This window comes from Mesorhizobium sp. M0751 (assembly GCF_040320265.1).
Classification (GTDB): domain Bacteria; phylum Pseudomonadota; class Alphaproteobacteria; order Rhizobiales; family Rhizobiaceae; genus Mesorhizobium.
Genome location: NZ_JAMYPH010000002.1, coordinates 73,883 through 93,382, shown reverse-complemented (window position 1 = coordinate 93,382; position 19,500 = coordinate 73,883). Strand labels below are relative to the sequence as shown.

Sequence of the window (19,500 nt, the reverse complement as noted above, 5' to 3'; positions counted from 1 at the left end):
AATCAAAGAGGATGGAACAGCAATGAAGACATTGACGCGACCTCTGAGAGCGCTGGTGGCTTCGGCTGCAGCGCTGGGGCCGGACAAGGACCTCGTTTTGTTTGACCAGTCCCGTTACGAGGACCCCGGCTTCCATCCGCTGCCGGTGGCGCCGGAACTCAAACAGCGGATGATCGCGGAATTCGAGAAGATCAAGGCCGGCTATTGAACTCCGAGATCGAACGAGCCGATGTGGTCGTCGTCGGCGCCGGCTTCACCGGCCTTTCGGCAGCGCTTGAGCTGAAGAAGGTCGGCGTCGATTTCGTGCTGCTCGAAGCCCGCCATCGCGTCGGCGGACGCGTCGAAGCCATGCCGAATGGCCTCGGCGAGCGGGTCGACAGCGGCGGTCAGTTCCTGTGCGAAGATATGCCGGAAGTGATGGCGCTGCTGCGGGCGCGCGGCAAGACATTGGTCGAGACGCATTTCGCCGGCGAATTCATCACCCAGCCGCGGATGAACGAGGCGCAAGCCAAGCACACGTACGGCACCGCGATGCAAATACGCGAGCGGATGAACGCGATCGCACCGAACGATCCGGCCATTGCCGGTTTGACCGTCGCCGCATGGCTCGATCGCCAGAACGATCCTGATGAAGCCAAGGCGGCCTTTCATTCGCTGATTGAGGGCCTTTGGTGCCTGGCAATGGAAAAGCTGCCGCTGTGGTACGTCATCGACAATGACCGCCGCATCATCAACGAAGTGTCGGAGCTGCAGTATTTCGTGCGCGAAACCATGCATTCGCTGGCAGATGATCTTGCGCGGGATCTCGGCGATCGACTGCGGCTGAACACAGCTGTCGAGGCCATTGAGCACGGGCAGGGAGGGGTTCGCGTCGTTTCGCCTGCCGGCGCGATCGAAGCACGAGCGGTACTGGTCGCCGTACCGCCGATGATGACCTCGAAAGTGGATTTCGTGCCGCCATTGCCGGCTGCGCTGGAGAGAGCCCTCGGCGTCTGGCAAAGCGGCGCGGTGATCAAATTGCTGGTGCGCTATCCCAAGGCTTTCTGGCGCGACAGGGGCTTGAGCGGCATGGTGATGTGGCGCGACCCGCACGGGCTTTTTGCTTGCGACGCCAGCAATGACGAGGCTCATCCAGCACTTGTCGTCTTCATCGGCGGGCCGCTGGCCCGGCGCTGGCGCGAACTGGGCGAGGCGGCACTGCGCGCCAAGGTGACGTCAAAACTGGAGGAAGCGCTCGGCGCCGAGGCGGCCGGCTTCTCCGATCTCAGCTATCGTGACTGGACGGACGATCGCTGGAGCGGTGGCGGCTACAGCGACCTTATCGTCGATGCGACGGCAACCTATGCCGAACGCATCATCCGCGCCGGCGCGCCGCCGATCCATTTCGCCTCGTCGGAGCTGTCGCCATCATTTCCGGGCTACGTCGAGGGCGCCATCGTCGCCGGCCGCATTGCTGCGCTAAAAATTATTCAGTCGGCCATCGCCATCAGAGCCTCAGGGTCATAAGCCAGGCGGATCGAGCTGCCGACCGGGATCGACGCGCATTGCCACGAGCTCAGCCTGCTGGTCAGGCCGCTGATCAACATGTGCGTAATGTCGCCCCCGCTGATCATCACGCGCGAGCAGATCGACGACATGGTGTCGATCTTGCGCGAAGGCATTTCGCGCACGATGGACGATCTGCGCCGGGAAGGTGTCTGGGAGGAATAGGCGTTTATCGCCGGCGGCCTTGTCGACGTCTTGCCTTTGCTGGCGGCGGCCCGTGGCGTCCATATCGGGTTTCCTGGAGGCGAACTGCCGTCTTGAACTATGCGTGGTGTGCCCGCGTTCTGGCGGCCTTCTGCGCCGCCGCCTTCCTTCCGCTGGCGCCTTTCGTCTCGGCGGCTTTCTTTGCGGCTGCGGAGCGCTCCTCAGCCGTCCGGCGCGAGGCCGCACGCTTGGCCTGCTGCGCCAGCGCCTCGTGCGATGCCGTGCTCTTCGGCTCGTGCTCGAGCACCTTGGAGACGGCTTTCGAGATCCGCGGGCGGCGTTTCGGCTTGCGTTCGCCCTGGCCGGCCTCATAGGCGTATTCGGCGCTTTTGCGCGTGCTCTCCTTCACCTTGCCCTTTTTGGGCGGGGGCAGGTCTACGCCTGCGCGTCTCGCCTCGGAAAGCCCGATGGCGATAGCCTGCTGGGTCGAGCGCGCGCCGTGCTCACCGCGGCGGATTTTGTCGATCTCCTCGTGCACGAACTCGCCGGCCTGCGTGCTCGGCGACTTGCCCTCGCGCTTGTCCTTTCGGGCCTTCTCGATGGTTTTCTTGTCCGGCATTGTCTTTCTCCCACATACGGGTTGCGACAGCCATTCGGGTTGCAGCTGCGCGCTGTCTTATGAGGATCATAACGCGTTGAGGACGCAAATGATCCCGGGACGGGTGATCCAAGCCCCAGCTGTCAGGACGTCGACGCCGATCTGTCCGAAGTCAGATGGCGCAAGAACCATCGGCTCGCCAGACCCGCGACTTCGTCCAGGGCGCCGGGCTCCTCGAACAGGTGCGTCGCGCCAGGGACGATGGCGAGCTCCTTCTCGCAGCGGAGCGCCGCCAGCGCCGAGCGGTTGAGCGCGATCACCTGCTTGTCCGCGCCTCCGACGACGAGCAAGGTCGGCGCCCGGACGCGCGGCAGGGCGTGCGCTGCAAGATCGGGCCGGCCACCACGCGAAACTACGGCCGCGGCCTGGTCGGGCCGCTCGGCCGCCGCCACCAGGGCGGCACCGGCGCCCGTGCTCGCGCCGAAATAGCCAAGACGCAACCCCGACGTGTTCGGCGAGGCGCCGAGCCAATCCGTGACGCCGACCAGCCGGTCGGCGAGCAATCCGATATTGAAGCGCAACTCCGCCGTGACCTGGTCGATCCGCTCCTCTTCGGCCGTTAACAGGTCGATGAGGAAGGCGGCGAGGTTCGCCTCGTTCAGCCTTCCGGCCACGTAGCGGTTGCGCGGGCTGTGGCGGCTGCTTCCGCTGCCGTGGGCGAAGAGCACAAGGCCGCGAGCATCCGGGGGCAACGAAAGATTGCCCTCAAGCGTGACAAGCCCCGCGGGAACATGCACGACGTGCTCGCTATCCCGGTCCATATCCACCTCCGCTATGTCGATCTGGTGCCAGGCGCCGGACCCGCGCTCGCGCGCCCAGCCAATTCCTCTTCGGAAGCGGCAGGCTTGTGGGAAGCCGCAGGCTTGGGCACGGACCTGGCGAGGAGCGCGCGGACCTCTTCATCGCTCGTCTGCGAGAAATCCACGTACCAGCGCCCGACACCCAGCAACGGCTCTGGTGTCGTCGCGCAAACGACCTCGTCGGCGTCCGCCCGCATCGCGTCGCAAGTGTCGGGGCTACCGACGGGAACGGCCGCGACAATATGGGCGGCGTGGTTTTTTCGCAGCGCCTTGATCCCGGCCCGCATGGTCGATCCGGTCGCAAGCCCGTCATCCACGAGGATAATGGTTCGTCCATTCAACTGCGGTGGGGGTCGCCCGTCCCTATAGAGGTGCTCGCGGCGCAGAAGCTCTTTTTCCTCCTTTGCAGCGACCGCGTCGATGACATGTGGCGGGATCGCGAGACCGTTGACGATTTCGTCGTTCAGGACACGTACACCTGAGGGCGCGATCGCCCCCATGGCCAGTTCCTCGTGACCGGGGACGCCGAGCTTGCGCACGACGAAGACGTCGAGCGGTGCCTTGAGTGCCTGCGCGACCTCGTAGCCGACCGGCACGCCGCCTCGAGGCAGCGCCAATACGATCACATCGTCGCGGCCGGCAAAGCGAACGAGTTCCCCGGCGAGTTGCCGCCCGGCCTCGCGGCGATCTGAAAAGATGATAGCCATGACCTTCAATCCGCGTGCATCTGTTTTCCCGGTGGATGTTTTTTCACCAGCCTGCGTCCACATTCCGTGGGATGGCTGCGGCACCGGTACCATTTTGGAACTCGCTCGCTGCCTGGACGTTCCAAGAATAGTTTCGATCGCGAGGTGCCGGCACCGGCACGCGCCTCAGCGCGGATCGTGATCCGTACATGCCTCGTCCGGCCAGCTGGCAATCTAGCGATGCGTCGCAACAGGTCCGTCTGGCGACTTGTTGCCTCAGCAATCAGGGAAAGGAAGATCCCATGCAAGTTCAGGAGATCATGAGCCGTCGGACCGAACTGGTCGGCCCGAACACGACAATCAGGGATGCCGCCCGGAAAATGCGGGCCGACAATCTCGGCGCCCTTCCGGTCGGCGAGAATGACAGGCTGGTCGGCATGGTGACAGACCGCGACATCGTGATGCGCGGCGTCGCCGAGGAGCGCTCAGCCGGCAACACGACCGTTCGCGAGGTCATGTCCGAGCATGTCTATTGGTGCTTCGATGACGCCGATATCACCGATGCGGCGAAGATCATGGCCAAGCATCAGAAGATCATGGCCAAGCATCAGGTGCGTCGTCTTCCGGTGATCAATCACGACAAGCGCCTCGTCGGCGTCATCGCCCTGGCCGACCTCGGGCGGACCGATGAGGAAGCCGCCAAAATCGCTCTCGAAGGCGTTTCCGAGGCAACGGACGATCCCCGGCGCTAGACGCTCGCTGGGCGGTTGCCGCCGTGCTCGCCGTTCTTCTCCATCTGGGCTGAACGCCGCCTGCTCAGGCAGCCTTCAGTTTGGCAACTATCGCGCTTTCACTTCTATGCGGCGTGTCTTGTCCTTTGCAGCGGGGTTCTTCGGAAGCTCGACAGCCAAAATGCCGTTTCTGAAAGTGGCCTGCACCTTGTCGGCATCGATCTCCGCTTCCAGCGGGATGGTCCGCTGAAACCGGCCATAACTGCGTTCGCTGTAGGTGCGGCCGCCTTCGCCTTCTTTGTGCTCCGAACGCTTCTCGCCCGTAATAAAGAGGGTGTTTTCGCGCAGCTTGAGCTCAACGTCCTTCTGCTCGAGCCCCGGCAATTCGGCGGTGACCTTATAGGCTTGGTCTGTTTCATGTACGTCGACGCTCGGCCAAAGATCGCCGGCCGTAGTCGCTTCGGCCATCGGCGCGAAGAAGTCGTCGAACAGGCGGTCAATCTGCCGGTGGAATGACGTGAGCGGGTCGCGCGCGGATGGGTAGAGGCTGCGCGATGGCGTCCGGGGCGCCAAATCGTGATGTGCCATGGTTCTTCTCCTGTTTTTTGTGTCTGCATCACTCGTCGCCATGTGATCGGCGACGGCAAACAAAACTCGTCCACCTATGAGGATGTTCCGGTGCCGGCCAAGAAAGGTGGTCGAAAAACAGCGGCAAAAAAGCCGGCCCGAATCCCCTCATGACGGGCCGACAACAGACGGGACCTCCGACAATAAATGCGCATCAGGACATGCGCATGGGGGAACAACGGGCAGGTACGGCTGTTTGGTCACATCACCTAGTCGGATTTGAACGGAAGGAGGATCTCGATGAACGCCACCGGACTCGACGTATTCGACAAGACACTGCAGACCACGAACATCTGGCTCGACGAGATCATGGACGAGATTGGACCGGATCGGCAGGTCGCCTGGCACGTTCTCGGAGCGGTGCTGCACGCCCTGCGCGACCGTATGCAGCCGGATCTTGCAGCCCACCTCGGCTCGCAGCTGCCGATCCTGGTGCGCGGCGCCTTCTATGACCAATATCAGCCTTCCAAAGCTCCCGAGAAGATGCGGTCGCTCGACGAGTTTCTGGCCAAGATCAAGGCGGAGCTGGAATTTACCCGCCCGGTCGATTCCAAGGATGCATTCAGGGTCGTGTCCAAGGTACTCGCCCATCACGTCGGAGAAGGACAGATGCACAAGGTCTGGGAATCCCTGCCGGGCGAGATAAGACGCGTCGCCGAAGCTCAGCAAGCGGCGTGAACGGCGCAGGCGCGGGCTTCTCGCAACCTCCTTGGGGAAATAGCAATGCCACTCACCCTTATCAGCCCAGCGTTCCGGGCAGGCGGAAGAATTCCCGAAAAATATGCGCGTGACGGCCAGAACGTCTCGCCGCCGCTGAAGTGGTCCGGTGTCCCGGATGGTACCAAGAGCCTTGTTCTTGTCGTGCGGGATCCCGATGCACCAAGCGGGATTTTCGGGCACTGGGCGGTGTTCAACATCCCGCCGGATGCCGGGGGACTAGCCGAGGCCGAAGACGGCAAGCCCGGCCCGTCGGCACTCAGGCAAGGCACCAACGATTTCGGCAATGCGTATTACGACGGTCCGCAGCCGCCTGCAGGGCACGGCGTCCACCATTACCACTTCCTGCTGGCCGCGCTCGATGTGCCGAGCCTCAGCGTACCAGGACAGGCGGGCGTGCATCAGGTCTGGAAGCAAGCCCAGAAACACGCATTGGAGGAGACGGAGCTGGTCGGAACCTACGAACGGCCGGCGTGACGCGGGCCGTGTCGGTCGCCGCCTTCACAATGTAATCTGGGCAAGCGGTTTTCGGGCAGGGCCGTGGATGACCGAACCGTCGGCGGCGAAGATCGAGCCGTGGCAGGGACAATCCCAGGTGTGGTCCGCATTGTTCCAGGTTACGGTGCAGCCCTTGTGGGTGCAAATCGCCGAAACCGCCTGGAGTGCGCCTTCGGTGTCTCTCCACGCCGCAATCTTTTCGTCTCCCCTGACGATCACGCCGCCCATACCAGGCGCAATGTCGTGGGTGCTCGAGACGATCGATTGACTGCGGCCGTTCTTGTGGAAGTCCTCAGGATAGGGCCGGGCCGGATCGTAGAGTTTTTGCCATGGGCTCGGGCGGCCGCAGATCAGGTCGGCGATCATCTCGCCCACGGCCGTCCCGTTGGTGATGCCCCAGGCGTTGAAGCCCGTGGCAATGTGGAAGCCGGCGGCCTTGGCGGGATAGGGTTCGCCGGCATATGGGATCCTGTCGGCCGTATCATAGTCCTCATTGCACCAGCGCCAGGCGACGTCGCCGACCGGAAGGTTCTTTCTTGCCCAGTTTTCCAGTTCGACAAACCGCTTGGCCACGTCGCCGTCCCAGCCGGTGTTGAACTTGGGGCCGAGCGTGACCAGCAGTGGCCCTTCGGCATCACGGCCCGTGCGGATGGAATGCGTCGGGTCGTCGATGCCGATGAACATGCCGTCGACAGGGAGGGGATCGTCGATCCGAAAGGCCATGGCGGTGTGGCAGCGCGGTTGCGTCCGGTTCGCCATGCCGACGGGGCTCTTCACCGTCATGTTGGTGGCGACGACGACGTGCCCGGCATCAACGGCGCCGCCATCGGTGACGACGCGCCAGCGACTTGCCTCGTCGATCGAGGTGGCGCGGCTGTTTTCGAAGATCCGACCGCCACGGGCCGTCACCGCTTCCGCCAGGCCAACCAGATACATCGCCGGATTGAACTGCGCCTGGTCGGGGAACCGTAGCGCGGCGGCCGTTACGAAAGGCAGCGGCGCGCGGTCGAGGATCTCGGCCTCCAGCCCGACCTGGCGCGCGGCCTCCGCCTCGGCCGCAATCTCCGCGCAGCGGCTTTCACTGCAGGTGTAGGTATAGGCGTCCTTGCTCTCGAAATCGCAGGCGATGGCGCAGTTGTTAACCCAATCGCGGATTTGGCGCGCGCCGGCGGAATTCGCATCGGCATAGGTCTGCGCCAGGTCCCGGCCAACGCTGTCGATGAGATGACGATAGATCAGCGCATGCTGCGTGGTGATCTTGGCCGTCGAGCGGCCGGTCACCTGGCCGCCTGTGCGCAGGCCTTCGAGGACGACCACCGACCGGCCCGCCTCGCAAAGCCGAAGCGCCGTCGTCAGCCCGACAATTCCAGCACCCACGACAACGGCGTCCGCACGGATCGACCCTTCGAGCTGGGGATAGTTCGTGGAGGCGGCTGCCGCCACCCAACAGCTTCCCGGTTTTCCCAAGAGAATGGCCATTTCAACCGCGCCCCTTGCGTCTCCATGCACTTCCATCGACAACCGCGCCGGCGGAGGAACGTTCCCGAGCTTGGTCGCTTTCAATCATTGTCTCGCCACCCCGGGTCAGAAAAGCGCCGGGAAGGTGCGAGGTGCAGGCCATCACCCAGGTGATCGCCTCGCGGTCGTATTCGTCGCCGGAGCGCCAGTCCTCGAAGAAGGCGTTCAGCCTATCGACACGCCCCGGCCAGATACCGGCGGCCTGCAGGCCGAGCGAAACGCCGTAATTGGTGAAGGCGAACTTGGTATCGCGCAGCCATGGCGCGCGGCTGAAATAACCGGGCGGGTCGACCCACATCGTTTCCAGGGTTCGCTGCGAACGCCTCGTCTGGGCCTCGGCCCACGGCTCGTCGGGAAAGAAATGGGCGAGCCACAGCATCATGCCGAGGCCGAGGTCCTGCTCGATGTCGAGCCTGCGCCAATCGCGCTCCATCAGGGCACGCATCTGCGCGATCTCGGGCGCCAGTTCCTCGTCGTCGAGCATTCGGTAAGAGACGTAGCCGTCATAGGCATCCATGCTGCCGAGGCCGTAGCCGGGGTAAGGACCGCTCAAATCCTCCTGCATCTTCCAGATCACGCCGCGGCCAGGGACCACAAACGCCGGGTGAATGTCCCGCGCCAGCGCAATGCCGCGCTCGCGGTATTCCGGCCTCAGATCGCCGAGACGCGCCAAAGCAAACAGCCACATCGCCAGATAGTGGAAGTACTGGCCGTCGCGATCGGCCGCTTCGCCGATCCTCAGTCCGCGCCGGCGGCCGAGCACACGCTCGACATCCACGACCAGCCGCTCGGCCGCGTCCAGCCAGCGCTGTTCGCCAGTTTCTGTGCAAAGCGAGACGTAGAGCACGACCCCGAATGCGTCGGTCCACAGATACCGCAAGCCGTTGGGCCAGATGCCTTCGGCGCGCATCCAGTCGAGTTTTTGCAGGACATAATCGACGTCACGCAGCATCGCGCCAAGGCCCGAATCCACGGCAGACTTTGCCGATGTTCGGTTCCATGCGATTGCGGGCATACGGCATATCTGCCTCCGCTCCGGTTGGCCTTAGCCAGATACCCGAAACGATCTGATCGGCGGCAGGTTCCTTGGCCGCTTTCACCGGCGCGACCCTCACGATTCTCGCGGAGACTTTGCAGGCTGAAGGAACAGCAGAATTATGATGCGCTGCGCTGGCCACGGACCGGTATCGCAACTGACGCTGCGCCGGAGCCCTTTAAGGTCGCCTGGCTGCGGGGACGTTGGAAATCGTCGACACACCGGCCGGCGAGCGGACGCGGCTGACCATCGATCGCCAGGCCGACGATCTGGCAGCGACGGTGATCATCGACCGGCCCGGCGGGCCGGAGACGCTTCGCCTCGAAACCTGTCGGCGACAACCATCACCGCCTTGAGAGCACCGTCGCCCCTGCCGAACCGCATGAGTTCCAGGCAGGTCTGGTGCTGACCGCGAAAGATCGCGAACAGGTGCTGCCGTTCAAGATGGTCGAACCCGAAGGTCACCATCATTAGGTCGACTGGCGGATATGCGGTTCAATGACCGATCTCGCGGCCTGTGCTGGTCTGTTCCTGGCGGCCTTGCTCGCCGCTACGATCCTGCCGATGCAATCGGAAGCAGTGCTGGTCGAACTCGTGCTTGCGGATTACTCGCCCTGGCTGTTCATCGGAGTCGCGAGCGTCGGCAACGTGCTTGGATCGGTGATCAACTGGCGGCTCGGGCGAGGCATCGAGCGCTTTCGGGGCCAACGGTGGTTTCCGATGAACCAAGCGCAACTGGACCGCGCGCAAGTGTGGTATCGCCGCTATGGAAAGTGGTCGCTCCTGCAGAGTTGGCTGCCGTTGTCGGTGATCCGCTAACCGTCGTCGCGGGCGTCCTGCGCGAGCCTTTTCGGGTTTTCCTTTTGCTGGTCACTGCCGCCAAGGTCGGCCGCTATCTGGTTCTTGCCGCCGTGACCCTGAGCGTGATCTAATCTCACGAAGCTTCTCGAAGCTGAGCTGGTTAGGTCGGCTGGTTCGAAGAGCCCTGTATGATGCGCGCGGACGGGAAGCGCTAGCTCTTTTTGACGGCGACCTTGTCGAGGGCTGCGCGCAGGCCTTTTGCCAGCTTCTGCGTATCGCGCGACCGGTCAACCAAGCTACGGCGCAGCGCTCCAGCCAACATCGACATTGTTAAGACATTCCTGTGGCCGCGCGCCAGGCCTGCACAACGAAGCTGTGCTGGTTCCAGATCATCAGCGCTCCACTCACAGCCATGAGCGCGACCACAAGGCCGCGGAACTGTCGTCCACTTAGGCGTTCGAGCCAGCGCTTGGCCAGCAGATTGGCAAGCGCAGCGCCCAAACCCGCGGCTGCGCCGTACATGACCGCCTGACCACCGAGCGCGCCGAGTCCGGTGAATACCGCGATCTTGACGACATCGGTCACAAACGAGTTCACCGATTTCGTGGCGACCAACGTCTCCTTCTCCGAACCGTAGTTCAGATAGAGCGAATTCAAGACGGGTCCCACCGTGCCCATCAGCGCCGACAACAGCGCGACGATCAGGCCGGCCGGGAGGAACCACCAGCGGCGGGCTCGGTAGCTCCGCTCGCGCGCGCCGCCGCGAAATTCCCAGACTGCACTGATCAGATAGATCCCTATGAGTATCTGGAGCCATTCCGCCCGACTGTTGGCGAAGAGCCAGGAGCCCGCAGCGGCACCGGCGATGGCGCCGGGCAGGTACCAACGGACCAGGCTCCAATCGATGTCGCGCCGGAAGGCCAGGGCGCGGATGGGATTGCCGATGAGCTCGGTCAAGGTGATGACCGGCGCAACCGCCGCGCTCCCTGTGATGAAAGTCACGGCGGGGATCAGCAATAGACCTCCGCCTCCGGCCGAGAGGGTGTTCAGTGTCCAGGTGAGGAACCCCGCCAACGCCAGGAGGCCTAGTCTAATCCAGTCCATCCGATCAGAACGAAGCGGACCTTTGATCGTTCCGAACGCGTTAGTTCGCAAAAGCCCGGCCCGCCCCTTGAGTCTCGTGTGCGATGGAAAGGTGATCTCAGGCGCAATGCTGGTGGCGGAGAGACGCCGTGCCAGAGAACCATTCCCGAGGTGGCGGGAAGAAGGCCGACGATCGCTCCGAGTCGGCCGAACTCCGCCGTTGGACGCGCGCGCGGACGCCCAATCTAGCTCTTTTTGACGGCGACCTTGTCGAGGGCTGCGCGCAGTCCTTTCGCCAGCTTCTGCGCATCGTCGTACGCCCAGAAATGCATGAAGAAGAGCCGCGGTTGCTCATCGAGCATGTGGCTATGCAACGCGGTGATCTCGATGCCGTTATCCAGCATGGCTTTGATAACCGGATTGACCTCCTTTGCTGTCAGCACAAAATCACCCGTGATCGCCGCCTTGCCGCCACCTGTCGATTGGAAGTTAATCGCTATTGCCGAGCCCATGGCCGCCGGCACTTCCATTCCATTTTCCTCGACCGGCTCAGCGCGCGAGATCGTGAACTGGTAGACCGCGCCATTGGCCTTACCCTTATAACCGATGGTTTGGTCGACACCGGCCGTGTCGAACTCGATCTGTGGTGCGGCTTGCGGCTGGGCGCCGCCTCCCATCGGTGTTTTGCTCAGCGCCAATCCGGCATGAAGCGCTGTGGCGAGCGTAACCGGGTCGCCCTGGCCGAAGACGTGCATGTAGAGTGTCATTGGCTCCGCGCGCAGCAAGTGGTTGTGTACCGCAGTGATCTCGATCCCGCTTTCTTCAAGCTTCTTCATGACCGGGTTCACCTCGTCCTGCGTCAGAACGATGTCGCCCATAACCATTGCCTGATCTCCCATGGGTTCGAACGCAATCCAGCCTCCAAGCGCAAATCCGGGTTTCAGGGCCACGCCGTCGAGCGAAACCTTCAGGTCCGTTCGCGGCAGCCCGACCCGGTAGACGCCATCAGGCGTCTCGGTTCCGGATTTGCCGAGCGCCTTAGCGATTGTTTGCCAATCGGGTGCCGCCGATGCCGGTTGGAGCAGCGCCGACATCGCGATCAGCATTGCTCCGGTCACGAGTTTTGCATGCATGGGATTTCTCCTTGTGATCTGCCCCCCAATTTGTCATGCGGCTGCTGGCTTCGTGGCGGGAGGGTCGGCGCCGCGCATGATCGCGGCAATGATTACGATCGCCGGGTCGCGCTCGAGCCCATTTTTGGATCGGGCTCGCCGGCATATGGAATCCTGTCGGCCGTATCATAATCCTCATTGCACCAGCGCCCCACGACGTCGCCGACCGGAAGGTTCTTTCTCGCCCATTTTTCCAGTTCGGCAAACCGCTTCGCCACGTCGCCGTCATAGGCATCCATGCTGCCGAGACGGTAGCCGGGATATGGGCTGCTCAGATCCTCCTGCATCTTCCAGATCACGCCGCGGCCAGGGACCACAAATGCCGGGTGAATGTCCCGCGCCAGCGCAATGCCGCGCTTGCGGTATTCCGGCTTCAGATCGCCGAGACGCGCCAGGGCGAACAGCCACATCGCCAGATAGTGGAAATACTGGCCGTCGCGATCGGCCGCTTCGCCGATCCTCAGTCCGCGCCGGCGGCCGAGCACACGCTCGACATCGGCCACCAGCCGCGCGGCTTCGCCCAGCCAGCGCTCTTCGCCAGTTTCCGCATAAAGCGAGACGTAGAGCACGACCCCAAAGGCATCGGTCCAGAGATAACGCCAGCCGTTGGGCCAGATGCCTTCGGCGCGCATCCAGTCGAGTTTTTGCAGGACATAGTCGACGTCACGCAGCATCGTCACGCAGCATCGCGCCAAGCCCCGAACTGGCAGAGCCGGCCCGTGTTCGGTGTCCCGCGATTGTGAGCATGCGGCATGTCTGCCTCCGCTCCGATTGGCCTTAGCCAGATACCGCGAAACGATCTGATCGGCGGCAGGTTCCTTGGCCGCTGTCACCGGCGCGACCGGGAACCCTCGACCTGATCATGAGTTTCGGATCCAGGCGCTCACAACGGGATGCGGGGGTTACCAGTCATTTTCGGAGCCTTTCGATCGAGGAGGCAAAGTTGCGACACCGCCAAATCAGAGTTGACGGAACTACTGTCTTCTTTCGCGAGGAAGGCCCGGCCGACGCTCCCGTGCTTCTGCTGCCGCACGGCTATCCCTGTTCGTCCTATCAGTTTCGAAGGCTGATGCCCGGACTGGCTGATCGCTGGCACACGTTCGCCCCGGATTTTCCTGGCTTCGGCTACAGCGCTACGCCCGACATGGCTGCATTCGGCTACGATTTCGAGACCTATGCCGGGTTTTTGGCGGCTTTCGCGGACGCGCTCGGCCTATCTCACTATGCGCTCTGGCTGCACGATTACGGCTCGCAGATCGGATTGCGCCACGCCATCGCCTATCCGGAGCGCGTTGCCGCGCTTATCATCCAAAACGGCGACATCTACGAAGACGTGCTCGGCCCGAAATACGCAGCCATCAAGGCGTATTGGAACGACAAGACGCCCGACAAGCATCGCCCGCTGGAAGAAGCGGTGAGCGAGGAGGGCTTCCGGCACGAGTTCATCGGTGAGGTTGGCGAGGCCGTGGCCGAGCGCGTGCCACCGGATCTGTGGAAACTCCATTGGCCTCTGATGGACACGCCGCCCCGTCGGCGGCTTGCGGTCGGCCTGATGGAGAAGCTGGAGGCGAACCTCAACTGGTTCCCGAAATACCAGGCTTATCTGCGCGAACGGCAACCACCGACACTGATCGTCTGGGGTCCCGAGGATGGCTATATGCCGGCCGCATCGGCCCGCGCCTACAAGCGCGACTTGCCGCAAGCAGAGCTCCATCTCCTCAATGGCGGCGGCCACTGGCTACTGGAAACCCATTTCGATGAGGCGCTTGCGTTGGTGCGCGACTTCCTCGCACGCGTTCACAGCCGAGCACCGACGCGACCGTCAGGTAACCAGTTGAAAGCGTGGTGATCCCGACAGGAATCGAACCTGTGACCTACAGATTAGGAATCTGCCGCTCTATCCTACTGAGCTACGGGACCACGCGGCCCGACACATAACCGCTTCGGGACGTTTCGCCAAGAGGCAGCTAGGCCGCTCGCTTGGGTTCGACCGCGAACGGGCTCAGGCCGAGCCAGGTCTGCATTTTGCGCGCGATGTCCTGGTCGCCCGTCAAGATAACTTTCGGCCCGGCCTTCTCGACGGTGATCAGCCCCATCCAGATTTCGGTCATGGTGTGCAGGTCGGTCGAGACGTAGAGATCGACATCGAAGCCCGGATCGTACCAGCAGAGGTCGACCTCGCCGTGCTTCTCGACGATCAGCCACCATGACCGCTTGGAGGCGGGGAGCTCCTGATACAGAAATTGTATCACCGTGCGCCCGTCGGGCAGCGGCGACGCGTTGAGATTGCGCCGCATGTCCCACATCAGCAGCGATGGATCGAGGTTCTTCAGCGACAGCCGCGACTCGACCCATTTCTGGCCCCAAAAACCCATCGCCTCGACGACGGAACGGAGATCCCTGCCTGCCTCGGTCATCCGGTATTCGAAGATGCCTTTCTCGCCGCGCACCTCCTTGCGCTCGACGATCCCGGCCAGTTCGAGCTCCTTGAGCCGTTGCGACAGAAGGGTCGGCGACATTTTGGGGACGCCGCGGCGCAAATCGTTGAAACGGGTCGAACCCGCCACCAATTCGCGAAGCAGAACCATGGTCCAGCGGGTGCACAGCACCTCGGCGGCCATCGATAACGGGCAGAACTGTTTGTATCCAGACTGGGTCACGATGTTGCCTTCCCTCAAACTCCGCCGGAACCGTAGGCCTTTCCCGGCGACGCGGCGAGTACAGAAACTGTACCGGCCCGGTGTGGTGGATTCGAAGTTCCTGCTTTCTGGGTGGCATCAGCATTAGGAACTTCAAATCCAAAACCACACTGGAAATCCAAGCACTTGCTGGTGTGGCTTTTGAATCCGAAATTCGCTCGCTGCGTTGCTCCAAAGTGAATGCGAATTTCGGATTCGCCACACCAGTACAGATCGCGGACTGGCTGGCGCCGGCCCTGCCATGCGACCCCTTGGCCGCTGCACGGGATACCCCTGTGCACGACCAGGAGACATGACCCATGACCGCTTACGTTATCGCAGACATCAAGGTGAGGGACCCGAAGTGGATGCCGGCCTATGCCGCGTCGGTCCACGACCTCGTTCACAAGCACGGCGGCAGATATCTGTCGCGCAGCGGCAATGTGAAGACGCTCGAAGGCAAGCCGCTCGACACCACGCTGATCGCCTTGATGGCGTTCCCGACCGAGGCAGCGGCGCGCGCCTTCACCGACGATCCTGCCTACGCGCCGTTCGTTTCGGCCCGTCAGGGCGGCAGCGACAGCCGTTTCCAGCTGATCGACAACTCCGATCTGGCCGGAACCATCCCGTATCTGCCGAAGGGATGATCTTGCCCTGCATTCGACGCATCGGGACAGGAATCTCCCAGCAACAACAGCCACAGCGCCCACCTGCCGGACCTCCCTACTTCCGGTGGCCGGCCGGGCTGTGCTTTTCAAGAAGAATGGAATGACTATGACAATCAACTTTCGCAATAGAGTTCTCGCTGCCGCGGCGCTGCTGTCGGCCTGCACTGCGTTGGCGCAGGCGCATCAGGCAGCGCCCGCGTCCGGTCCCAATCCGCTGGCCGACAAGGTACGCGCGGCCAACAGCCGCTTCGAGAATGTGGCGGCGGCGACCGCTGAGGGCTATGCGCCGATTCCCTGCGCCAGCGGCATCACCGGCGGTGCCATGGGCATCCATTACGTCAATCCCGGCTACCTCAAGGACGACGCTGTCGATGTCGCCAAGCCGGAAGCGGTGATGTACGAGCCGATGGCCGACGGCACGCTAAAACTGATCGCCGTCGAATACATCACCTCGAAAGGCCCCGCCTCGCTCGATGGGCATCTGTTCAACTTCAACAGCGCGCCCAATCGCTACGGCCTCGGCCCGTTCTACGAGCTGCATGTCTGGGCCTGGAAAGGCAACCCGACCGGCGCGTTCGCGGACATGAACCCGAACGTGTCGTGCGAACCGACGACTGCTGCCAGCCGGTAAGCAGCCGAGCCAGGCGGCGCCCGTTGCCGCCTGGCCGCGCTGAATTGCGGGGCAGCCGGCAACGGGCGCAAAGACGGCTCAGATAGCGGAACTTTCGTGATGCCGGCGCGCTTTAGTGTCCCGAAGGAGACACCGCATGAGCGCCACAAAAGAGTTCTTTGAAACCTGGCTGCAGGAGAATGTCGGCAATCTGCCGGCCGAGAGCGAGGTGAGCGTCGCCGTCCTGGCTCAGCAATTCGAGCAGGACGCCGATGCTGCCGGCTATGGCCACGAGGTTCGCGAGGACGAGCTCGGCAACATCCAGGAGGCGATCGAGGCAGCCCTGAAGAAGGCAAGGACAGGCGAAGAGCCGCAGGCTGCCGACGACAATGAGCTGGCGCCGGTGATGGAGGCGCTGGAGGTCGAGGATCCGAAGAGCGGGCCTTGACTGATTAGCCGGCGAACGACCACGTGCTCTGCACCTGACGGCGCAGGCCAACCACTGCGTCGATGCACTCTTCGGCCATGGTAACGGCATGGATCCTAGGGTCTCCGCGACGTCGCTTCGCTCCTGCTCCGCCCTAGGATGACGAAGGGAAAAATGTTTCCGCCAATCTGGAGAGGTTTGTAGTTCGCCATCAGTCGTCGTCCGATAACACGCAGACGCACTGCCAATCTCCAACATCAGCCATTGGCCTCAGCTTTCAGCGATCATGCCTTCGTCATCCTAGGGCGAAGCAAGGAGCGAAGCGACGCGGCGTAGACCCTAGGATCCATGCCGTTACGTTCGAGCCTCGCGGCCTTCGGTGAACATCAACACACGGAGGCGGATGCGTTCAAATTGATCCGTGTCATGCTCCGTCTGTTGTTGGTTGCATTTCTACGGCGCCAACTGATTCCACTCGGCAAATGCTACGCCGCCAGTGCCGTCTCCGCCAGCTTCACCCAATAGCTCATGCCGTGCGGGATGACATCGTCGTTGAAGTCGTAGGCCGGGTTGTGCAGGCCGGCGGTATCGCCATTGCCGATGAAGATGAAGGCGCCCGGCCGCGCTTCAAGCATGTAGGAGAAATCCTCGCCGCCCATCACCGGCTGGATCGCGCGGTGCACATGGCTGTCGCCGGCGACGTCGGCCGCGACGTCGCTGGCAAAGACCGTCTCTTCCGGATGGTTGAAGGTGACGGGGTAGTTGGCATTGTAATCGACCTCGATCGTCGCGCCGAAGGCAGCACCCAGGCCTTGGCAAAGCGCGCGGATGCGCTCTTCGGCCTTCTTGGCAACCTCCTTCTTCAGCGTGCGTACCGTGCCGGCGATCTCGGCGGTCTCGGGAATGACGTTATAGGCGTCGCCGGCATGGAATTTCGTCACCGAGACGACCACCGCCTCGACCGGATCGGTGCTGCGCGAGGCGATCGTCTGCAATGCGCCGACAAGCTGGCTGGTGATGACGATCGGATCGATGGTGCCGTGCGGCATCGCCGCGTGGCCGCCCCGGCCCTTGACGGTGATGGTGAATTCGGCGGTCGCCGCCATGATCGGGCCCGGCCTGATGGCGAACTGGCCGACCGGCAGGCCCGGCATGTTGTGCATACCGAACACCTTGGAGATGCCGAAGCGCTCCATCATGCCGTCCTTGACCATCTCGTTGCCGCCGCCGCCGCCCTCTTCGGCCGGCTGGAAGATGACCGCGACGGAGCCGGCGAAATTGCGCGTTTCGGCGAGGTATTTGGCGGCACCCAAAAGCATCGCGGTGTGGCCGTCATGGCCACAGGCGTGCATCTTGCCGGGGACGGTCGAGGCATAGGTTTTGCCGGTGATCTCGTTGAGCGGCAGGGCATCCATGTCGGCGCGCAGGCCGATGGTCGAGCCCTCGCCGTGGCGGCCGCGGATGATGCCGACGACGCCGGTCTTGCCCAGACCCGTCACGATATCGTCGCAGCCGAAGGCCTTCAGCTTCTCGGTGACGAAGGCAGCGGTCTTGAAGACGTCGAAATTCAGCTCCGGCGTCTGGTGCAAATGGCGGCGCCAGCCGGCCACCTCGTCCTGCATTTCGGCGGCTCGGTTCAGGATCGGCATGATGGTTCCATTTCGCTGTTGGAGCAGGCGGTCTTGGCCTGCTGCTTTGCAATTGTGCCTGCTGCCTTGCAACCATGCACGCAGCTTTGCATTGTGCTGCTGCTTCCACATTGTGATCGGCAGCACTTTGCCATGTTGACGTCACATAGAGTAAATAGCACCGCGACTGTGGTCCGGGAACAGAGGGCCGGACCATTATCCTGGCGATCGTGTAACGAAATCTTACGGAGCCAGGTGCGACTGCGGCAAGAGGCTATTTCGGTTTTTATGATGCGCTACAGGCATTTCCTCAAACTGTTGGTGGCGGGCGCGGTGGTGCTTCCGGCGCTGGCCGGGCCTGCCTTGGCCAATCCGACCATCCTGTTCGACCTGAACAGCGGCAAGATCCTGCAGCACCAGGACGCATTCAGGCGCTGGTATCCGGCATCGCTGACCAAGCTGATGACCGCCTATGTGGCGTTTCGTGCGATAGCCGCGGGCGAGGTCCAACTCGATTCGCCGATCAAGGTGACGAAACATTCGGCCGGCGAGCCGCCGAGCAAGATGGGCTTCAAGCCGGGCTCGGTGATGCGGCTCGACAATGCGCTGAAGATGATGCTGGTCAAATCGGCCAACGATATCGCCATGGCGGTCGGCGAGAATATCGGCGGTTCGCAAGCAGCCTTTGCCGAACGCATGAATGCCGAGGCGCGGAGGCTCGGCATGAGCGGGTCGCATTTCGTCAATCCGAACGGGCTCTATTCGCCGGACCAGTATACGACAGCGCGCGATCTCGCTTTGCTGGTGATGGCGATCCGCAAGGAATTCCCGCAATATGCCCCCTGGTTCTCGATCGAAGGCCTTGCCGTCGGCAAGAAGGCGATCTCCAACTACAACCTGCTGATCGGCCGCTATCCGGGCGCCGATGGCATGAAGACGGGTTTCGTCTGCTCGTCCGGTTTCAACATGATCGGCTCGGCTACCCGCAACGGCCGCACCGTGGTCGCCGTAGTGCTCGGCGAACGGTCGGCCATTACCCGCGCCGAGACGGCGGCAAAACTGCTCGACCAGGGCTTTGCAACGCCGGCGCCGAGCGGGCTGACGGTCGCGGCGCTGCCTGTCTATGGCGACACCATGTCGGCCAACGACATGAATGACGAAATCTGCAAGAAGAAGCCGGTCGCGGAGCAGTCGGAAGCAGCACCGGCCGTCGGCGACAAGGGCAAGGACCTGCCGAAATCGCCCTATAAGGAAAAGCTCGACCATGTGCCGACGCTGATCGCCGTCGGCCTCGGCGGTGCCATGGGGCCGGTGCCGAAGGCGATGCTCGACGCCTCCGGGCAGGAATATGCCGACGTGCCGCTGCCGACATGGCGGCCGGACCGGGCGCCGCCGGCCGGCGCCGAGCCTGTTGTGGCCGGATCCGCCACCGCCGTGCAGGTCCAGCAGCCGGCCAAGGCGCTGAACTAGCCG

General features: G+C 63.0%; 22 protein-coding genes, 1 tRNA gene and 2 pseudogenes. 13 read left to right on the top strand and 12 right to left on the bottom strand.

The genetic code is table 11. From position 1 onward, the window contains the following. Positions 1 to 22: 22 nt before the first annotated feature. From NKI19_RS03050 to NKI19_RS03040, 3 genes and pseudogenes are all read left to right on the top strand, one after another. A complete protein-coding gene (locus NKI19_RS03050) occupies positions 23 to 208 on the top strand; it encodes a hypothetical protein (RefSeq protein ID WP_352489363.1) in 186 nt (61 codons plus the stop codon). Continuing rightward, on the top strand, positions 205 to 1,506 hold the full coding sequence (locus tag NKI19_RS03045; RefSeq protein WP_352489364.1) for a flavin monoamine oxidase family protein: 1,302 nt from the start codon (positions 205 to 207) through the stop codon (positions 1,504 to 1,506). Before NKI19_RS03050 ends, NKI19_RS03045 begins: the two co-directional genes overlap by 4 nt. A gap of 27 nt (positions 1,507 to 1,533) precedes the next feature. Beyond that, positions 1,534 to 1,710, top strand: a pseudogene (locus tag NKI19_RS03040) (aspartate aminotransferase family protein); the annotation flags it as partial. Between the two features lie 97 nt (positions 1,711 to 1,807). On the opposite strand, the gene NKI19_RS03035 reads toward NKI19_RS03040, so the two are convergent. The 3 genes from NKI19_RS03035 to NKI19_RS03025 form a co-directional block, all read right to left on the bottom strand. After that, the gene (locus tag NKI19_RS03035) at positions 1,808 to 2,308 is read right to left on the bottom strand and encodes a DUF6496 domain-containing protein (RefSeq protein ID WP_352489365.1); all 501 of its coding nucleotides are present in this window, start codon (positions 2,306 to 2,308) and stop codon (positions 1,808 to 1,810) included. Between the two features lie 122 nt (positions 2,309 to 2,430). After that, entirely contained in the window at positions 2,431 to 3,108 is a 678-nt protein-coding gene (locus tag NKI19_RS03030; protein ID WP_352564567.1) for a dienelactone hydrolase family protein, read from the bottom strand. A gap of 11 nt (positions 3,109 to 3,119) precedes the next feature. Then, on the bottom strand, positions 3,120 to 3,854 hold the full coding sequence (locus NKI19_RS03025) for a phosphoribosyltransferase (RefSeq protein WP_023677861.1): 735 nt from the start codon (positions 3,852 to 3,854) through the stop codon (positions 3,120 to 3,122). 281 nt (positions 3,855 to 4,135) lie between these two features. On the opposite strand from NKI19_RS03025, the gene NKI19_RS03020 reads away from it, so the two are divergent. Beyond that, entirely contained in the window at positions 4,136 to 4,585 is a 450-nt protein-coding gene (locus NKI19_RS03020; protein ID WP_502899223.1) for a CBS domain-containing protein, read from the top strand. An 87-nt stretch (positions 4,586 to 4,672) separates the two neighbouring features. Here NKI19_RS03020 and NKI19_RS03015 read toward each other — a convergent pair whose 3' ends face one another. Continuing rightward, positions 4,673 to 5,152 carry an Hsp20/alpha crystallin family protein gene (locus NKI19_RS03015; RefSeq protein WP_352471471.1) on the bottom strand — a complete coding sequence of 160 codons (480 nt, stop codon included), beginning with the start codon at positions 5,150 to 5,152 and terminating at the stop codon, positions 4,673 to 4,675. 279 nt (positions 5,153 to 5,431) lie between these two features. Here NKI19_RS03015 and NKI19_RS03010 point away from each other — a divergent pair, with 279 nt between their 5' ends. Together NKI19_RS03010 and NKI19_RS03005 are read left to right on the top strand one after the other, a co-directional pair. Further along, the gene (locus NKI19_RS03010; protein ID WP_023677864.1) at positions 5,432 to 5,869 is read left to right on the top strand and encodes a DUF2267 domain-containing protein; all 438 of its coding nucleotides are present in this window, start codon (positions 5,432 to 5,434) and stop codon (positions 5,867 to 5,869) included. Between the two features lie 45 nt (positions 5,870 to 5,914). Next, on the top strand, positions 5,915 to 6,385 hold the full coding sequence (locus NKI19_RS03005) for a YbhB/YbcL family Raf kinase inhibitor-like protein (protein ID WP_352471470.1): 471 nt from the start codon (positions 5,915 to 5,917) through the stop codon (positions 6,383 to 6,385). A 24-nt stretch (positions 6,386 to 6,409) separates the two neighbouring features. Here the strand turns inward: NKI19_RS03005 and NKI19_RS03000 are convergent, their stop codons facing one another. Together NKI19_RS03000 and NKI19_RS02995 are read right to left on the bottom strand one after the other, a co-directional pair. Next, complete coding sequence (locus NKI19_RS03000) at positions 6,410 to 7,885, bottom strand: FAD-dependent oxidoreductase (RefSeq protein ID WP_352564565.1); 1,476 nt, start codon at positions 7,883 to 7,885, stop codon at positions 6,410 to 6,412. A gap of 1 nt (position 7,886) precedes the next feature. After that, positions 7,887 to 8,897, bottom strand: coding sequence for a hypothetical protein (locus tag NKI19_RS02995; RefSeq protein WP_352564563.1), 1,011 nt, complete (start codon positions 8,895 to 8,897; stop codon positions 7,887 to 7,889). 266 nt (positions 8,898 to 9,163) lie between these two features. On the opposite strand from NKI19_RS02995, the gene NKI19_RS02990 reads away from it, so the two are divergent. Then, a complete protein-coding gene (locus NKI19_RS02990; RefSeq protein ID WP_352564561.1) occupies positions 9,164 to 9,316 on the top strand; it encodes a hypothetical protein in 153 nt (50 codons plus the stop codon). Positions 9,317 to 9,458: 142 nt separating this feature from the next. Then, positions 9,459 to 9,892: pseudogene (locus tag NKI19_RS02985) on the top strand (YqaA family protein). Positions 9,893 to 10,091: 199 nt separating this feature from the next. Here NKI19_RS02985 and NKI19_RS02980 read toward each other — a convergent pair. The 3 genes from NKI19_RS02980 to NKI19_RS02970 all read right to left on the bottom strand — a co-directional run bounded on the left by NKI19_RS02980 (position 10,092) and on the right by NKI19_RS02970 (position 12,696). Continuing rightward, positions 10,092 to 10,865, bottom strand: a complete 774-nt coding sequence (locus tag NKI19_RS02980; protein ID WP_352471466.1) for a sulfite exporter TauE/SafE family protein — start codon at positions 10,863 to 10,865, stop codon at positions 10,092 to 10,094. A 224-nt stretch (positions 10,866 to 11,089) separates the two neighbouring features. After that, positions 11,090 to 11,977, bottom strand: coding sequence for a DUF1259 domain-containing protein (locus NKI19_RS02975; RefSeq protein ID WP_352471465.1), 888 nt, complete (start codon positions 11,975 to 11,977; stop codon positions 11,090 to 11,092). 92 nt (positions 11,978 to 12,069) lie between these two features. Further along, positions 12,070 to 12,696 carry a hypothetical protein gene (locus NKI19_RS02970; protein ID WP_352564559.1) on the bottom strand — a complete coding sequence of 209 codons (627 nt, stop codon included), beginning with the start codon at positions 12,694 to 12,696 and terminating at the stop codon, positions 12,070 to 12,072. Between the two features lie 263 nt (positions 12,697 to 12,959). On the opposite strand from NKI19_RS02970, the gene NKI19_RS02965 reads away from it, so the two are divergent. Then, complete coding sequence (locus tag NKI19_RS02965) at positions 12,960 to 13,865, top strand: alpha/beta fold hydrolase (RefSeq protein ID WP_352564557.1); 906 nt, start codon at positions 12,960 to 12,962, stop codon at positions 13,863 to 13,865. Here NKI19_RS02965 and NKI19_RS02960 read toward each other — a convergent pair. Both NKI19_RS02960 and NKI19_RS02955 read right to left on the bottom strand, forming a co-directional pair. Beyond that, positions 13,860 to 13,936, bottom strand: a tRNA-Arg gene (locus NKI19_RS02960). The two genes, NKI19_RS02965 and NKI19_RS02960, sit on opposite strands and share 6 nt — an antisense overlap. A gap of 47 nt (positions 13,937 to 13,983) precedes the next feature. Then, positions 13,984 to 14,676 (bottom strand): winged helix-turn-helix transcriptional regulator, encoded by a 693-nt coding sequence (locus NKI19_RS02955; RefSeq protein WP_352457625.1) that lies wholly within the window; start codon positions 14,674 to 14,676, stop codon positions 13,984 to 13,986. A gap of 338 nt (positions 14,677 to 15,014) precedes the next feature. Here NKI19_RS02955 and NKI19_RS02950 point away from each other — a divergent pair, with 338 nt between their 5' ends. From NKI19_RS02950 to NKI19_RS02940, 3 genes are all read left to right on the top strand, one after another. After that, on the top strand, positions 15,015 to 15,341 hold the full coding sequence (locus NKI19_RS02950; protein WP_023677873.1) for a DUF1330 domain-containing protein: 327 nt from the start codon (positions 15,015 to 15,017) through the stop codon (positions 15,339 to 15,341). Between the two features lie 121 nt (positions 15,342 to 15,462). Continuing rightward, a complete protein-coding gene (locus NKI19_RS02945) occupies positions 15,463 to 15,993 on the top strand; it encodes a hypothetical protein (protein ID WP_352564555.1) in 531 nt (176 codons plus the stop codon). Between the two features lie 136 nt (positions 15,994 to 16,129). After that, positions 16,130 to 16,420 carry a DUF768 domain-containing protein gene (locus NKI19_RS02940; protein ID WP_023722345.1) on the top strand — a complete coding sequence of 97 codons (291 nt, stop codon included), beginning with the start codon at positions 16,130 to 16,132 and terminating at the stop codon, positions 16,418 to 16,420. 464 nt (positions 16,421 to 16,884) lie between these two features. Here the strand turns inward: NKI19_RS02940 and NKI19_RS02935 are convergent, their stop codons facing one another. Continuing rightward, complete coding sequence (locus tag NKI19_RS02935) at positions 16,885 to 18,048, bottom strand: M20 aminoacylase family protein (RefSeq protein WP_352489379.1); 1,164 nt, start codon at positions 18,046 to 18,048, stop codon at positions 16,885 to 16,887. Between the two features lie 270 nt (positions 18,049 to 18,318). Here NKI19_RS02935 and NKI19_RS02930 point away from each other — a divergent pair, with 270 nt between their 5' ends. Then, positions 18,319 to 19,497, top strand: coding sequence for a D-alanyl-D-alanine carboxypeptidase family protein (locus tag NKI19_RS02930; RefSeq protein ID WP_352489380.1), 1,179 nt, complete (start codon positions 18,319 to 18,321; stop codon positions 19,495 to 19,497). Positions 19,498 to 19,500: the final 3 nt, after the last annotated feature.

Coding starts and splice junctions, on each gene's coding strand:
- NKI19_RS03005 (WP_352471470.1), top strand. CDS start 5,915: ATGCCACTCACCCTTATCAGCCCAGCGTTCCGGGCAGGCGGAAGAATT.
- NKI19_RS03030 (WP_352564567.1), bottom strand. CDS start 3,108: ATGGACCGGGATAGCGAGCACGTCGTGCATGTTCCCGCGGGGCTTGTC.
- NKI19_RS02980 (WP_352471466.1), bottom strand. CDS start 10,865: ATGGACTGGATTAGACTAGGCCTCCTGGCGTTGGCGGGGTTCCTCACC.
- NKI19_RS02975 (WP_352471465.1), bottom strand. CDS start 11,977: ATGCATGCAAAACTCGTGACCGGAGCAATGCTGATCGCGATGTCGGCG.
- NKI19_RS03000 (WP_352564565.1), bottom strand. CDS start 7,885: ATGGCCATTCTCTTGGGAAAACCGGGAAGCTGTTGGGTGGCGGCAGCC.
- NKI19_RS02940 (WP_023722345.1), top strand. CDS start 16,130: ATGAGCGCCACAAAAGAGTTCTTTGAAACCTGGCTGCAGGAGAATGTC.
- NKI19_RS02935 (WP_352489379.1), bottom strand. CDS start 18,048: ATGCCGATCCTGAACCGAGCCGCCGAAATGCAGGACGAGGTGGCCGGC.
- NKI19_RS03010 (WP_023677864.1), top strand. CDS start 5,432: ATGAACGCCACCGGACTCGACGTATTCGACAAGACACTGCAGACCACG.
- NKI19_RS03050 (WP_352489363.1), top strand. CDS start 23: ATGAAGACATTGACGCGACCTCTGAGAGCGCTGGTGGCTTCGGCTGCA.
- NKI19_RS03015 (WP_352471471.1), bottom strand. CDS start 5,152: ATGGCACATCACGATTTGGCGCCCCGGACGCCATCGCGCAGCCTCTAC.
- NKI19_RS02930 (WP_352489380.1), top strand. CDS start 18,319: ATGCGCTACAGGCATTTCCTCAAACTGTTGGTGGCGGGCGCGGTGGTG.
- NKI19_RS02945 (WP_352564555.1), top strand. CDS start 15,463: ATGACTATGACAATCAACTTTCGCAATAGAGTTCTCGCTGCCGCGGCG.
- NKI19_RS03020 (WP_502899223.1), top strand. CDS start 4,136: ATGCAAGTTCAGGAGATCATGAGCCGTCGGACCGAACTGGTCGGCCCG.
- NKI19_RS02950 (WP_023677873.1), top strand. CDS start 15,015: ATGACCGCTTACGTTATCGCAGACATCAAGGTGAGGGACCCGAAGTGG.
- NKI19_RS03035 (WP_352489365.1), bottom strand. CDS start 2,308: ATGCCGGACAAGAAAACCATCGAGAAGGCCCGAAAGGACAAGCGCGAG.
- NKI19_RS03025 (WP_023677861.1), bottom strand. CDS start 3,854: ATGGCTATCATCTTTTCAGATCGCCGCGAGGCCGGGCGGCAACTCGCC.